The 14,114-nt window shown below is 58.9% G+C and carries 12 protein-coding genes and 1 pseudogene; 11 read left to right on the top strand and 2 right to left on the bottom strand.

Annotation, left to right across the window (positions count from 1 at the left end; translation table 11 throughout):
- The first annotated feature begins 278 nt into the window (after nucleotides 1-278).
- The 4 genes from MO767_RS16645 (at nucleotide 279) to MO767_RS16660 (ending at nucleotide 2,869) form a co-directional block, all read left to right on the top strand.
- Nucleotides 279-1,181, top strand: a complete 903-nt coding sequence (locus tag MO767_RS16645; RefSeq protein WP_008147551.1) for a chemotaxis protein — start codon at nucleotides 279-281, stop codon at nucleotides 1,179-1,181.
- 27 nt (nucleotides 1,182-1,208) lie between these two features.
- Complete coding sequence (locus MO767_RS16650) at nucleotides 1,209-1,667, top strand: N-acetyltransferase (protein ID WP_282481393.1); 459 nt, start codon at nucleotides 1,209-1,211, stop codon at nucleotides 1,665-1,667.
- Between the two features lie 42 nt (nucleotides 1,668-1,709).
- On the top strand, nucleotides 1,710-2,036 hold the full coding sequence (locus MO767_RS16655) for a hypothetical protein (RefSeq protein ID WP_282481394.1): 327 nt from the start codon (nucleotides 1,710-1,712) through the stop codon (nucleotides 2,034-2,036).
- Between the two features lie 83 nt (nucleotides 2,037-2,119).
- A complete protein-coding gene (locus tag MO767_RS16660; RefSeq protein WP_282481395.1) occupies nucleotides 2,120-2,869 on the top strand; it encodes a YkgJ family cysteine cluster protein in 750 nt (249 codons plus the stop codon).
- Between the two features lie 60 nt (nucleotides 2,870-2,929).
- On the opposite strand, the gene MO767_RS16665 is transcribed toward MO767_RS16660, so the two are convergent.
- Both MO767_RS16665 and MO767_RS16670 read right to left on the bottom strand, forming a co-directional pair.
- On the bottom strand, nucleotides 2,930-4,069 hold the full coding sequence (locus MO767_RS16665; protein WP_282481396.1) for a transporter substrate-binding domain-containing protein: 1,140 nt from the start codon (nucleotides 4,067-4,069) through the stop codon (nucleotides 2,930-2,932).
- A 142-nt stretch (nucleotides 4,070-4,211) separates the two neighbouring features.
- Nucleotides 4,212-4,469, bottom strand: coding sequence for a hypothetical protein (locus MO767_RS16670; protein ID WP_282481397.1), 258 nt, complete (start codon nucleotides 4,467-4,469; stop codon nucleotides 4,212-4,214).
- Between the two features lie 640 nt (nucleotides 4,470-5,109).
- On the opposite strand from MO767_RS16670, the gene MO767_RS16675 reads away from it, so the two are divergent.
- The 7 genes and pseudogenes from MO767_RS16675 to MO767_RS16705 all read left to right on the top strand — a co-directional run bounded on the left by MO767_RS16675 (nucleotide 5,110) and on the right by MO767_RS16705 (nucleotide 14,081).
- Complete coding sequence (locus tag MO767_RS16675; protein WP_282481398.1) at nucleotides 5,110-6,270, top strand: efflux RND transporter periplasmic adaptor subunit; 1,161 nt, start codon at nucleotides 5,110-5,112, stop codon at nucleotides 6,268-6,270.
- Nucleotides 6,267-9,368 carry a multidrug efflux RND transporter permease subunit gene (locus tag MO767_RS16680; RefSeq protein ID WP_282481399.1) on the top strand — a complete coding sequence of 1,034 codons (3,102 nt, stop codon included), beginning with the start codon at nucleotides 6,267-6,269 and terminating at the stop codon, nucleotides 9,366-9,368. Before MO767_RS16675 ends, MO767_RS16680 begins: the two co-directional genes overlap by 4 nt.
- Before the next feature lie 9 nt (nucleotides 9,369-9,377).
- A complete protein-coding gene (locus MO767_RS16685; protein WP_007916978.1) occupies nucleotides 9,378-10,055 on the top strand; it encodes a heavy metal response regulator transcription factor in 678 nt (225 codons plus the stop codon).
- Nucleotides 10,045-11,409, top strand: coding sequence for a heavy metal sensor histidine kinase (locus MO767_RS16690; protein WP_282481400.1), 1,365 nt, complete (start codon nucleotides 10,045-10,047; stop codon nucleotides 11,407-11,409). The genes MO767_RS16685 and MO767_RS16690 overlap by 11 nt, the downstream gene beginning before the upstream one ends.
- Nucleotides 11,410-11,722: 313 nt before the next feature.
- Nucleotides 11,723-11,947, top strand: coding sequence for a hypothetical protein (locus MO767_RS16695; protein WP_282481401.1), 225 nt, complete (start codon nucleotides 11,723-11,725; stop codon nucleotides 11,945-11,947).
- A 274-nt stretch (nucleotides 11,948-12,221) separates the two neighbouring features.
- Nucleotides 12,222-12,437: pseudogene (locus tag MO767_RS16700) on the top strand (OprD family outer membrane porin); the annotation flags it as partial.
- 147 nt (nucleotides 12,438-12,584) lie between these two features.
- Nucleotides 12,585-14,081 (top strand): sensor domain-containing diguanylate cyclase, encoded by a 1,497-nt coding sequence (locus MO767_RS16705; protein WP_282481402.1) that lies wholly within the window; start codon nucleotides 12,585-12,587, stop codon nucleotides 14,079-14,081.
- Nucleotides 14,082-14,114 lie beyond the last annotated feature (33 nt).

Consider the following 14,114-nt stretch of genomic DNA (forward strand, 5'->3'; position numbering starts at 1 on the left):
CTTGTAGCAGCTGCCGAAGGCTGCGTTCGAGCCGGGGTCGCGCTCGACCGCAGTCCTCGCCAAACCATTCACCGTGCTGTATCTGGTGCACCGAGGGCTCGGGATTTACGACTGCTACGCAGCCGGACGCAGCCTTCGGCAGCTGCTACAGGGATCGCACTGACCGGGCCGGCGACGGAATAAGCCTAAAGCCTGCCCGCAACAAGTCGATAACCCGGCATCGATAGCTGTTGGCGATCCTCGCGGTCGCCCATCACCTTTTTCCACAGAAGGTTTTTATGTCTTCAAACAAAGCCCGCGCAGATTCACTTTCGCTTCTGCTGTTTACCTTGCGCAGCGGCAAGCTGATGGCGATCAACCTGCTGAAAGTCAGTGAAATCATTCCCTGCCCGCCGCTGACCAAGCTGCCGGAGTCGCATCCCCACGTCAAAGGCATCGCCACCCTGCGCGGTGCCTCGTTGTCGGTGATCGACCTCAGCCGTGCCATCGGCGAACGACCACTGGAAGACCCGAACGGTGGCTGCCTGATCGTCACCGATGTCAGCCGTTCCAAGCAGGGTTTGCACGTTCAAGCGGTGAGCAAGATCGTCCACTGCCTGACCACCGACATCCGTCCGCCGCCCTTTGGCTCTGGCGGCGTGCGTTCGTACATCACTGGCGTGACCTCGGTAGACGGCACGTTGGTACAGGTGCTGGACATCGAAAAAGTGATCCATGGCATCGCCCCGGCACAGATCGAAACGGCCCCGACCGAATTGAGCATGGAAGACGCCGAAGTACTCGGCAACGCGCGGATTCTGGTGGTCGATGACAGTCAGGTGGCGTTGCAGCAATCGGTTCACACCTTGCGCAACCTCGGCCTGCAATGCCATACAGCCCGCAGTGCCAAGGAAGCCATCGACTGCCTGCTGGACCTGCAAGGCACGGCCCAGCAGATCAACCTGATCGTCTCGGACATCGAAATGTCCGAAATGGACGGCTACGCCTTCACCCGCACCTTGCGTGAAACCCCGGATTTCTCGCACCTCTATGTGCTGCTGCACACCTCTCTGGACAGTGCGATGAACAGCGAAAAGGCCCGTCTTGCCGGCGCGAACGCGGTATTGACCAAGTTCTCCTCTCCGGAACTGACCAAGTGCCTGATCGAAGCAGCCAAGGCTGTCGCTGAACAAGGTCATTGAGTCTTGAGCAAGGACTTCTGCTTTCTGATGCGGCGCAACCTCGCTGAAGGTGTGCCGGCGATCGCTTGGCCTCAGGGAATCGTCCTCAGTGAATACCGCCCCGAACTGGCAGAAGCTATTCATCGTTTGATGGAACTGGGTTATCAGCAAGGTGGCGGTCGCGTGCCGGCACTGGACGTCTGGCAGCAGCGATTTGAAACCGATCCGGAATACGATCCGAGCCTGTGCTTCATCGCTCTGGATGCCGAAGGTATTGTGGGTGTTTGCCAGTGCTGGACCAGCGCCTACATCAAGAACCTGGTGGTGCATCCGCGAGTTCAGGGGCAAGGACTAGGACGCGCGTTGCTGCTACATGCTTTCAACATATTTCAGCAGCGGCGCGAAGGTTTTGTGGATTTGAAGGTGCTGGAAGACAACCTTCGGGCGCAGCGGCTGTATGAAAGCGCCGGGATGCGTGTGATCCGCCGGGAACCGGTTCCGGCCTGACATACTCAGACCTTGGTCAATACCCGCCCAAGGATGCCGAACATGAAAGCCTCAACCCTGACCCTCCTCTGCCTCACCGCTCTCGCCTCCCAGGCTCAGGCTTCCAGCCCCGACGCCTGGGCCGCCTACGACAAAGCCGTGCTCGCCAGTTGTACCCAGGCCAGCGGCTTGAAGAATGCCAAACCCGTGGGCAACGCCGCCCAGTTCGATGACCGGGTTGGCTACACCGCGCTGCTGTTGCAAGGCCAATACCCGCAAAAACACATGAAAGGCCAGCAAGGCACCGAACTGTGTCTCTACAACAAGAAAAGCAAAACCGCTTACGTCACCGAATGGGACTCCATCCGCCCCACCACCAAGGCGCAGTGACTGGCGTATAACTTGCTTTGATAGCGGCCCTTGCGTCGGCATTCTGTCGCCGCTTCATGTCCTTTTATGCGACTGGCCGTTCAATGAATACGACGTTTTCCTGCGTAGGCTGTGGCAAATGCTGCAACGACCACCACGTACCCCTGACCCTGCCTGAAGCCCGGATGTGGGCGGCTGATGGTGGTCAGGTGATCGTGCTGGTGGAAGGTTTCCTGGGCAATGGCCTGGGCCTGCCAGTGCAGCAACGCGAACACGCCGAACGCCGTTCGGTGAGGGTTCGAAGCGGCGCATCCGAGGCATACATCGCCATCACCTTTGCCGCCTACAACGTCGGTCCTTGCCGGAATCTTGACGAAGACAACCTCTGCCGCATCTACGAACGCCGGCCGCTGGTGTGCCGCATCTACCCGATGGAAATCAATCCGCACATCCCCCTGAACATTGCCGTGAAGGAATGTCCTCCCGAGTCGTGGGAAAAGGGAGCGGATCTGATTGTGGGCGGTGAGTTGGTGGATCAGGAACTGGTCGGATTAATCCAGCGCTCCCGTCAGGCGGATCGCGATGACATTCGGACCAAGGATGCGATTTGCGCGTTGCTGGGGATTCGGACTACAGCACTGAAGGGCGATGGGTTTACTGCTTATCTGCCGGACATGACGGCGTTTGCGAGGGTCATCGATCAGGTTGCGGCGCAGCCATTGGCTGAGTCTGACGCTGACTGGTTGTTTCATGTGTCGGGTGAGGACATTGCCGGGCAAGTGCAGGCGGCCGGGGCGCACGTGGCGACTGATGCTCCCGAGAATTACGCGTTCATTTCGTTGCGGGCAGCCTAAGACGCAAGACTTCGGAACCATTGCGCAATCCCGTTGCGCAGTGGCCCGTCGTCAAAAAAATCAGCTGGCCGTCACCGCCAGACATTCCACTTCTACCCGCGCGTTCTCGACCAACTTGCCGGCAAACGTCGTACGTGCGGGCAAACGATCCGCCGGAAAGAAACTGCGATACACAGCACTCATGGCGGAAAAATCCCTTATGTCGTCAAGGATGACCGTGCATTTGGCTACATGAGCCAGGGACGAACCGTTGCGTTGCAGCGCGGTACGCAAGTTCTCCATGGCCTGGGTCGTCTGCGGGCCGATGCCGCCCTTCACCAGTTCACCATCAGCCCCGAGGCCGATCATCCCGGAAAAGTAAAGGGTCTCGCCGACCTGCACCGCATCGGAGAATGGCAGACCTTCCTCATTCGGAAAGTAGCGTGGCGAGTCTGGTGCTGCGGGTGGCAAATAACGCTGGGTAATCGCCTGGTACTGGCCATTTTGCTTAAGACGCTCAAGCGCCGCATTCAGGTTATCGCGCAGCAGGGTGTCGGTTTTTCGCACAGCCATGGCCACGCCACTGCCCAGCATGGGGTCCTTGAGCGCCGGACCGACAAAATCAAAACCTTGCCCCTGAGGCTGACTTAAAAGCGCCTGGGTGATTTCAATCGAGTCTTGCAGGGTCGCGTCGAGCTCACCCGCCAGCAAGCCGGCGATCAATTGATTGTTGAGAGCAAAACTGCGAATTGTCACTCCGGCCGGGGCCCAGCGGGACTTGGCGAACGCTTCGCGGCTGGTGCCTGTCAGGACGCCGACACGCTTGCCCTTGAGCGATCGCACATCCGGTTGAAGATTCGCCCCTTTGCGCGCCACCAGACGGCTGCTCAGGGGGTAAAGATCATCGGTGAAATCGACCCGTTCTCGACGCGCCGATGTTGCCGTCATCGGCATGATCACGTCGAAAAGGTTGGATTCGAGGGCATGAATGTTGGTCGCGTAATCCTGATCAACCCAGACACAGCGGGATTTGAGTTCGGCACACAGTGCATTGCCCAACTCGATATTCAATCCGACCAGCTCACCCTTGTCGTTACGACTCTCGAACGGTGGAACCAGGGCTTCGACACCGAAACGGATCTGCGGATCGGGCACAACCGACATGCAGCCGGTGACCAGGGCCACTAGCGAAAGGAGAGAGAGGGTTTTTACAAGAGACATTTTGGCGGCCTTCATCAAAAATTCAGGGGTATGAATCTTTGACGAGTGGCCGCCGACTTTCCCAGAGGACGAATCGCTCATCCTTGTGGGAACGGTCTCAATTACAGGAAGAGCAATTACCGCTCAACAAAATGCCTGACAGTCAGCGTTTACCCATGGAGCGACGAGTGCCAGGAGGCGCCGCACCCGGCGTCTTGGTATGGCCATTCTTGGCGCCATTTTTGTACCAAGGCTGGCTGGCGTTCTTGGCCGCGGCCAGGTCGCCGGGTTTGAACGGGAACTTGAACGCGGGGACCGCGGCTTTGGTTTCGCTGTCTGCGCTGGAGTCGACGCTGTCTGGCAGGTCTGCCTGGTCGTCGCTCAAAGCGTCGGCAACCGGCGGTTGTGTCGGGGAAGTCATGAAAGCTCCGGGTGATGCAATAGAGTCGGGCCCGATCAGCGAGCCGCGAAAGGCGGCAGTATACCTGTGTCGGGAGCCGCAAGCTTCACGCCGCAAGCGAGTCCGTCGGGTTTTGTAGTGACTGACCTGACGCCTTCACGCCCTGAGCTTTTCCGTCAACACGGTTTTGCTGTGTCCGGCTCGCTGATCAGAGGCGCGCAGCGCCGTTCGACGCAGTCGAACACGCGGCATGTAGGTCGTCGCGAAGCAGACCGGAGGGCAGTGTCCCCGGATGGATACCGGAACGAAGGAACGCCGAGCCTAAGCGAGGGGCCGGACGCTTGGGGCGAGCGTTTTTTTGCTTACTTTTTTTAGGCGCTTGTAAAAAAAGTGAGTCGCCGTAAGGGCGAAACCCTCAGCGGCCGTTACCGCAGGAATGGATATGTACTCGGTCCACAAGAGCTTGATCGGCTACCTGGCCGCCAAGATCAAAAGATCGCAGCCTCCGGCAGCTCCTACAGGGGGGCCGGCGTCGATCCGCAGAGGTCCAAACTGACAGCGCCGTCAGTTAGCAGTCACCTTCCTGACGGGAGAACAGGTTTATAAAGGAAGGTATAAACCTGAAAAAATTCCGACCACCCAGACTCGGCGCCCCACTCGCATGCGAATTCAGAAAATACCCACCTTGCTCGCAGCCCTTCTGATCGTTCTGGCAGCGCTGGGCCTGTGGTACGCCATCAAGCCCGCTACCACCAAACTGACCGCGCCCTCTGCGATCCCCGTTCGGGTAGTGAACGTCACCGAAAAAGACGTCCCCCGCTACGTCAGCGGCATCGGCTCAGTGCTGTCGCTGCACAGCGTGGTAGTGCGCCCGCAAATCGACGGTATCCTCACCAGAATCCTGGTCAAGGAAGGCCAACTGGTGAACAAAGGCGACCTGCTCGCCACCATCGACGACCGCTCGATCCGCGCCAGCCTCGATCAGGCCCGAGCGCAACTCGGCGAAAGTCAGGCGCAATTGCAAGTCGCACTGGTCAACCTCAAGCGCTACAAGCTATTGAGCGTGGACGACGGCGTTTCCAAACAGACTTATGACCAGCAACAGGCGCTGGTCAACCAACTCAAAGCTACCGCCCAAGGTAACCAGGCCTCGATCGACGCCGCTCAAGTGCAGCTTTCCTACACACAGATTCGCTCTCCAGTCACCGGCCGCGTCGGTATTCGCACGGTAGACGAAGGCAACTTCCTGCGCATGACCGACGCTCAAGGCCTGTTCACGGTGACCCAGATCGACCCGATCGCCGTGGAGTTCTCCCTGCCACAGCAAATGCTGCCGACCCTGCAGGGGCTGATCAACGATCCGGAACATGCTCAGGTGAAGGCCTACATCGGCGCCGACACTGACGGCGAAACCGGCAATCTGCTGGGCGAAGGTCATTTGACCCTGATCGACAACCAGATCAACGCCAACACCGGGACCATTCGCGCCAAAGCTGAATTCAACAACCCCGGGCAGAAATTCTGGCCGGGCCTGCTGGTGACGGTAAAAATTCAGACAGCACTGGATAAAGCTGCGCTGGTGGTGCCGCCCACCGTCGTACAACGCGGTCTCGATCAACATTTCGTATACCGGGTCAACGGCGACAAGGTCGAAACCGTCACCGTACAAATGGTCTATCAAGGCAGCGGTCAGGACATCATCAAAGGCGTTAAACCGGGCGATGTGCTGGTCAGCGACGGCCAGTCGCGACTCAAGCCCGGCTCGACGGTGCATGTAGTGACTGACCCGCCGCAAGTGGTCCAATCGGAGCCGAAACCATGAAGGGCCATGGCTCGATCTCTGCCTGGTGCATCGACCATCCGGTTGCAACGATTCTGCTGACCTTTGCACTGGTGCTGCTCGGTGTCATCGCTTTCCCGCGCCTGCCCATCGCGCCATTGCCGGAAGCCGAATTCCCCACCATCCAAGTCGCCGCGCAATTGCCCGGTGCCAGCCCGGAGACCATGGCGTCATCGGTGGCCACGCCGCTTGAAGTGCAATTCAGCGCCATCCCTGGCGTGACCCAAATGACCTCGAGCAGCGCACTGGGCTCGACCAACCTGACCCTGCAATTCACCCTCGACAAAAGCATCGACACCGCTGCTCAGGAAGTACAGGCCGCGATCAACACCGCCGCCGGCAAACTGCCCAAAGACATGCCGACCTTGCCGACCTGGAGGAAGGTCAACCCGGCCGACAGCCCGGTGCTGATCCTCAGCGTCAACTCGACCCAAATGCCCGGCACCGAACTCAGCGACTTGGTGGAAACCTTGCTCGCCCGTCAGATCAGCCAGATCGACGGTGTAGGCCAAATCAACATCACCGGTCAGCAACGTCCGGCGATCCGCGTACAGGCCTCGGCCGACAAACTCGCGGCCATCGGCCTGACACTGGCGGACATTCGTCTGGCCATCCAGAACACCAGCCTCAACCTGGCCAAAGGTGCTTTGTACGGCGAGTCGAGCATTTCGACGCTGTCGACCAACGACCAGTTGTTCCATCCTGAGGAATACAGCCAACTCATCGTTTCCTACAAGGACGGTGCCCCGGTTCACCTCAAGGATGTGGCCAAAGTCGTCAACGGTTCGGAAGATGCCTACGTGCAAGCCTGGGCCGGTGACAAGCCTGGGGTGAACCTGGTGATTTCCCGGCAACCGGGCGCCAACATCGTCGAAACCGTGGATCGCATTCAGGCTGCCTTGCCCGGTCTCGAAGCCATGTTGCCGGCATCGGTGCAGGTCAAGGTGCTGGTCGACCGCACCCAGACCATCCGCGCCTCGCTGCACGAAGTGGAAGTCACCCTGCTGATAGCGATCATGCTGGTAGTGGCGGTGATGGCGCTGTTCCTGCGCCAATGGTCGGCGACGATGATTGTGTCGGCGGTGCTGGGTGTTTCGCTGATCACCAGTTTCGCCCTGATGTACATCATGGGTTTCAGCCTGAACAACCTGACGCTGGTGGCGATCGTGGTGGCCGTGGGGTTTGTGGTCGACGATGCGATTGTGGTGGTGGAGAACATTCACCGTCACCTTGAGGCTGGCGACGGCATGCGCGAGGCGGCGATCAAAGGTGCCGGCGAGATTGGTTTCACCGTGGTCTCCATCAGCTTTTCGCTGGTGGCGGCGTTCATTCCGTTGCTGTTCATGGGCGGCGTGGTCGGGCGGCTGTTCAAGGAATTCGCTCTGACCGCCACTTCGACCATCATGATTTCGGTGGTGGTCTCACTCACGTTGGCGCCGACGCTGGCCGCGCTGTTCATGCGCGCGCCGGTGCATCACGCCCACAGCAAACCTACGTTTGGCGAACGCTTGCTGACAGGCTATGAAAAACTTCTGCGCCGCGCCCTCGCCCACCAGAAGCTGATGATCGGGGTGTTCTTCCTGTCTCTGTGCCTGGCGATTGCCGGTTACATCTTTATCCCCAAGGTTTTTTTTCCGGTGCAAGACACCGGTTTTGTCCTCGGCACCACCGAAGCCGCCGCGGATATCTCCTACGGCGACATGGTAAAAAAACACCTGGCAATGGCCGAAATCGTCGCCGCGGATCCGGCGGTCGCGGCGTTTTCCCACTCGGTCGGCGTTTCTGGCAGCAACCAGACCATCGCCAACGGTCGCTTCTGGATCTCCCTGAAAAAACGCGGCGACCGCGACGTCTCCGCCAGCCAGTTCATTGACCGGATTCGTCCGCAACTGATGAAAGTCCCGGGCATCGTGCTGTACCTGCGCGCCGGCCAAGACATCAACCTCAGTTCCGGCCCGAGCCGCGCCCAGTACCAATACGTGCTCAAGAGCAACGACGGTGCAGTCCTCAGCACCTGGACCCAGCGCCTCACGGAAAAACTGCGCAGTAACCCGGCGTTCCGTGACATTTCCAATGACCTGCAACTGGGCGGCAGCATCACCCACATCAACATCGACCGCAGCGCCGCGGCCCGATTCGGCCTGACCGCCAGTGATGTCGATGAAGCGCTGTACGACGCCTTCGGCCAGCGGCAGATCAACGAGTTCCAGACGCAGATCAACCAGTACAACGTGATTCTGGAACTGGATACCAAGCAGCGCGGCAAGGCCGAAAGCCTCAACTATTTCTACCTGCGCTCGCCCCTGAGCGGGGAAATGGTGCCGCTGTCAGCGCTGGCGAAATTCGATGCGCCGACCGTGGGTCCGCTGTCCATTGCCCATGACGGCATGTTCCCGGCCGCCAACCTGTCGTTCAATCTGGCGCCCGGTGTGGCGCTGGGCGATGCGGTGATCATGCTCAACCAGGCCAAGGCTGAAATCGGCATGCCGGCCGCCATGAGCGGCAACTTCCAGGGCGCGGCCCAGGCGTTCCAGAGCTCGCTGGCCAGCCAACCGTGGTTGATCCTGGCGGCGCTGGTGGCGGTGTATATCATTCTCGGCGTGCTTTACGAGAGCTTCGTGCATCCGCTGACCATCATCTCGACGCTGCCGTCGGCGGGACTCGGCGCGGTGATCATGTTGTGGATTTGCGGCCAGGACTTTTCGATCATGGCGCTGATCGGGCTGGTGCTGCTGATCGGGATCGTGAAGAAGAACGGCATCCTGATGACCGACTTCGCGCTCGAAGCGCAACGCAAGGGCGGGCTGCCGCCGGAAGAAGCGATCTACCAGGCCTGTATCACACGGTTCCGGCCGATCATCATGACCACCCTCGCCGCCCTGCTCGGCGCGCTGCCATTGATGCTCGGTTACGGCACCGGCGCCGAACTGCGCCAGCCCTTGGGGATCGCGGTGGTCGGCGGCTTGCTGGTGAGCCAGGCGCTGACGTTGTTCACCACTCCGGTCATATACTTGTGGCTTGAGCGGCTTTTCCATAAGCCCAAACCCGCACCGATGCCGGCGCTGGCAACCACAGACTGAGGCGGGGTCATGCGCGTTCTGATTATCGAAGACGAGGAAAAAACCGCGGATTATCTGCACCGCGGTCTGACGGAACAGGGTTACACCGTGGACCTGGCGCGCGACGGCGTTGAAGGCCTGCACCTGGCGCTGGAAAGCGACTACGCGGTGATCGTCCTCGACGTCATGCTGCCGGGCCTCGACGGCTTCGGCGTTTTGCGCGCGTTGCGTGCGCGCAAGCAAACCCCGGTGATCATGCTCACCGCCCGCGAGCGTGTGGAAGATCGCATCAAAGGCCTGCGCGACGGTGCCGACGATTACCTTGGCAAACCGTTTTCCTTTCTGGAACTGGTGGCGCGCCTTCAGGCGTTGACGCGTCGCAGCGGTGGCCACGAACCGGTGCAGGTGAGCATCGCCGACCTGTGGATAGATTTGATCAGCCGCAAAGCCACCCGCGCCGGCACGCGCCTGGACCTGACCGCCAAGGAGTTCTCGCTATTGAGCGTGCTGGCCCGCCGTCAGGGTGAAATCCTGTCGAAAACCGCCATCGCCGAAATGGTTTGGGACATCAATTTCGACAGCGACGCGAATGTCGTCGAAGTTGCGATCAAACGCCTGCGCGCCAAGCTCGACGGGCCGTTCGACGAGAAACTGCTGCACACGATTCGTGGCATGGGTTATGTGCTGGAGAGCCGTGGTGTCCAGTAATTCGATTGCCCTGCGCCTCAGTGGGATGTTCACGCTGGTGGCGCTTTTGGTGTTTCTATTGATCGGCTGGGCGCTGTATCAACAGGTCGATAAAGGCCTGGGTTTGCTGCCCGAGGCTGAACTGGACGCGCGCTACAGCGTGCTCGAGTCCACCGTCGGCCGTTATGGCACGCCCGAGCATTGGGTGAAGATCAACAACAAGCTCAAACTGCTCGGCGAAGAAGACAAGCGCATCAGCTTCTGGATCATCAGCGGTGATCCGCACTACGAATACGGCAACCTGACGCCGCAGGTCCGCGCCTTTGCCGAAGGGCCGCTGGGCATGCGCGACTTGAATCTGCCAAATCAGCCTTATCCGCTGAAAGTGCTAGTCAGCCAGTTCCCGGCCAAGGACCAGCGCCCGCCGTTGCGCTTCATGATCGGCATCGACACCGAGACGTTTTTGCAGACTCAACATCATCTGCTGATTGCCCTGATCAGCCTGGCGATCATCGGCGTGTTGCTGGCGTCGGCCCTCGGTTATTGGGTGGCGCGGATCGGCCTCAAGCCGCTGATCAAGTTGTCCCAGGAAGCCCAGCGGCTGGCACCGCCGTTGTTGTCCGGTCGCCTGCAATTATCGCCGCTGCCGCCGGAACTGAATCAGTTCGTCAATTCGTTTAACTCGACACTGGAGCGGGTCGAAGAGGCTTACTCGCGCCTTGAGTCGTTCAACGCGGACGTGGCCCATGAACTGCGCTCGCCCCTTACCAATCTGATCGGCCAGACCCAAGTTGCGCTGACCCGCGGGCGATCCGCCGAACACTACTTTGAAGTACTGCAATCGAACCTTGAAGAGCTTGAGCGGCTGCGTTCGATCATCAACGACATGCTGTTTCTCGCCAGCGCGGATCAGGGCAGCAAAGCCACCAAACTGACGTCCACCTCACTGGCCGACGAGGTGGCGACGACGCTGGAATATCTGGATTTCATTCTTGAAGACGCGCAGGTTCAGGTGCGGGTCAGTGGTGATGCCCAAGTGCGGATCGAGATTGCTCATCTGCGCCGGGCGTTGATTAATCTGCTGAGCAATGCGGTGCAGCACACCGAGCCTGGGCAGGTGATTGAGGTGCGGATCGAGGTTGAGGAGCATCAGGTCAGCATCGGGGTTGCGAACCCTGGGTCGCCGATTGCCAGCGAACATTTGCCGCGGTTGTTTGAGCGCTTTTATCGGGTGGATGCGTCGCGCAGCAACAGTGGCAACAACCATGGGTTGGGGTTGGCGATCGTCAAGGCGATTGCGCTGATGCACGGCGGAGATGTGTTTGTGCGCAGTGATCACGGTATGAATACCTTCGGAATTCACCTCCCTGTCTGATCCAATCCGACCCTCTGTGGCAAGGGGACTCTGTGGTGAAAGGGCTTCTGTGGCGAGGGGACTTGTCCCCGTTGGGCTGCGGAGCGGCCCCAAAAATCTATAGCGTTACCGAAATCCTGCCAGCGCTGCGCACTGAAACGGGGACAAGCCCCCTCGCCACAGAGTCCCCTCGCCACAGGATTTTGTTCACTCCGGCTATCTACTGTTGCTTTAAGCGCAACAGTCCTTTCATGAATCCGCTCTTTTTCCCCTCTCCAATCCCCCTTATCTTTGCCGCACCAAACAGCACTTGCCAAGCAAGAAGGTTTTAAAGATGTCCAACACTATGGGTATTGCCAGCGCTTTCGTTTTGTCCTCTTTGTTTATGTCTCCGTTCGCCATCGCTGAAGAGTCGCAGACGTTCGTCGCGCAAAAATCCGCACGCGCTGCTGCATTCGAACAGTATCAGAGCGAAATGACGGCCAAGGCTCATGGAGCTGCGCAAACCCCTCAAGCGTCGGCCATTCAGGCCAAGCCAACGGTTGAGAAAGACAGCTGATTGCCCAGTATCACTCTGTTTTCCTCGACACTTTTCATCGGCTCTTCCCTTTGAAAAGTTGTCTTCAAAGCCGCTGCCATCAGCGGCTTTTTTTCGTTATGGTTTTAAACAGCCTTAGTTCATATCCCCTAACAACAAACATCCTGAGTTTCAAAACAATGAGGTTCTTAGTTGACCAAATGAGCTTTACCGTTAGTGCGACCCCCTCTTAGATTCAGTCCGTCATTCATTGCAATTACTGCAACGGTGGCGCTTGCTGCTCACGCCGCAGATGACTCTAGCGCTCGGCAATTCCCAGCAATATTCGGACTTCAACGGCCCGAACGAACGCTCATGGAAACTCAAGTATGTGGTTCAGGACGGCAAGGCCAAAAACCTGGCGCTGCGCCTGCAATGGGCGAGCAACCGTGGCGGCAATGGCCACGGCGCGGTGGATCAGGACACCGATGAATATCGGGTGATCGTCGACTACCCGCGCAATGTCTTCTAAGCTTCAATAAGTAAAAGGCCAGCATGTTTTGCTGGCCTTTTTTTTATCCGGGATTTATACAGGCGCTCCGAACGCAAACGGTTTCTGGGATTCTGCCTGAGTCTTGCAAAACACTTTCATAACGCCGCATTAGCAGAAGTCAGAACCATGAGTGTGAGCAGTGCAACATCTCACCATCCGATCCGGTCGACGCGATCGGAACGGCTTCTGGTTCTCGGCAGTTTGCTGCTGGTGATTGCGATATTGAGCATCGTGGCGTTCCTGCTCATTCGCGAACGCGCCAATGCTGAACAGTCTGCCACTCGCGCAGCAACCAATATCGTGCAATTGATCGACGCCGATGTGCTGCGCAATGTCGAACTCTATGACCTGTCCTTGCTCGGCTTGATCGCTGCCTCCCAGCGTGAAGACCTCAAGAACGTTTCCCCTGCCATCCGCCATCTGGCCTTGTTTGACCGTGCCGCTGCCGCGCCGTACAAGGGCGACATTTTGTTGCTGGACAACAAGGGCGACGTGATCGCCGACTCGGCCTCGGTAGAGCCCAGAAAGGGCAATTTTGCTGACCGCGAATACTTTCAGTCGCACGTGAACAATCGCGACCCGAGCATGCTCATCAGCCGTCCCTTCCGTTCCAGACAGGCTGAACATGAATGGCGAATCAGCTTCAGTCGCCGGGTCAGCGGCTCACAGGGCGAATTTCTTGGCGTGGCCGAAGCCGCCATGCGCTTGAGTTATTTCGATCAGCTGTTCAACAGCTTGAGCATCGGTCGTGACAGTTCGGTCAACCTGATCAGCTCGGACGGGATTCTTCTGGCCCAGGAGCCCCGCTTGGCCGAAGAGTTGATTGGCAAGGACTTCAGCAGCCGTCCCAACTTTCAGCGCATCGTCAAAGAAGGCAACGGCAGCTTCACCAGTGTTTCAAGCCAGTACAAGGACAAACGCCTGTATACGTTCTCCAAGGTGGGAAACTTGCCGTTGATCGTTATCGCTGCACTGTCCAGTGATGAAGTGTTTGCCTCGTGGAAGCGCACGGCGGTAGTGGTTAGCGTGGCGACTATTGCGCTGTGCATCAGCTTGCTCTGGCTGACTTGGCTGCTCAGCCGGGAACTGCGCCTGCGCCACAACGCCGAACAGGAACTGGCGCAACTGGCGGCCACCGATGCCTTGACCGGCCTGGCCAACCGCCGAACGCTGGATCAGGTCCTGCGTCATGAGTGGTTCCGCGCTCAACGTTCCGGCCAGCCATTGTCGCTGCTGATGATTGATGCCGACCACTTCAAGGCGTTCAACGATCGACATGGGCATCAGGGTGGCGATGATGCCTTGCGCTCGGTGGCCAAGGTGATCTCCGACAATGTGAGGCGACCAGCGGATTTGGTCGCCCGTTACGGCGGCGAAGAGTTCTCGGTGATTCTCGCGGAAACCGACAGCCAGGGTGCGCAACAGATTGCCGAACACATCCGAGCGACAGTGGAGCAGTTGCCGCTGGTGCCAGGTGCCGAGTCGCCGATTACTGTCAGTATCGGTATCAGTACCTGGACCACTTCCTTCGAGATAAGTCTGGAACAGCTACTGTTCGCAGCGGACAAGGCGCTGTATCAGGCCAAGGAAAGTGGGCGTAACCGGGTGGTTGCTGCGGATTGAGGCCTTTCCCGCAGGCATAAAAAAAGGCCACCC

The organism is Pseudomonas sp. UYIF39 (assembly GCF_029963765.1).
In the GTDB taxonomy this organism is placed as follows: Bacteria; Pseudomonadota; Gammaproteobacteria; order Pseudomonadales; family Pseudomonadaceae; genus Aquipseudomonas.

Bases quoted from the DNA above. Each gene is read 5' to 3' on its own strand.
- MO767_RS16645 (WP_008147551.1), top strand. From the start codon at position 279: ATGTCTTCAAACAAAGCCCGCGCAGATTCACTTTCGCTTCTGCTGTTT.
- MO767_RS16650 (WP_282481393.1), top strand. From the start codon at position 1,209: ATGCGGCGCAACCTCGCTGAAGGTGTGCCGGCGATCGCTTGGCCTCAG.
- MO767_RS16655 (WP_282481394.1), top strand. From the start codon at position 1,710: ATGAAAGCCTCAACCCTGACCCTCCTCTGCCTCACCGCTCTCGCCTCC.
- MO767_RS16660 (WP_282481395.1), top strand. From the start codon at position 2,120: ATGAATACGACGTTTTCCTGCGTAGGCTGTGGCAAATGCTGCAACGAC.
- MO767_RS16665 (WP_282481396.1), bottom strand. From the start codon at position 4,069: ATGTCTCTTGTAAAAACCCTCTCTCTCCTTTCGCTAGTGGCCCTGGTC.
- MO767_RS16670 (WP_282481397.1), bottom strand. From the start codon at position 4,469: ATGACTTCCCCGACACAACCGCCGGTTGCCGACGCTTTGAGCGACGAC.
- MO767_RS16675 (WP_282481398.1), top strand. From the start codon at position 5,110: ATGCGAATTCAGAAAATACCCACCTTGCTCGCAGCCCTTCTGATCGTT.
- MO767_RS16680 (WP_282481399.1), top strand. From the start codon at position 6,267: ATGAAGGGCCATGGCTCGATCTCTGCCTGGTGCATCGACCATCCGGTT.
- MO767_RS16685 (WP_007916978.1), top strand. From the start codon at position 9,378: ATGCGCGTTCTGATTATCGAAGACGAGGAAAAAACCGCGGATTATCTG.
- MO767_RS16695 (WP_282481401.1), top strand. From the start codon at position 11,723: ATGTCCAACACTATGGGTATTGCCAGCGCTTTCGTTTTGTCCTCTTTG.
- MO767_RS16705 (WP_282481402.1), top strand. From the start codon at position 12,585: ATGAGTGTGAGCAGTGCAACATCTCACCATCCGATCCGGTCGACGCGA.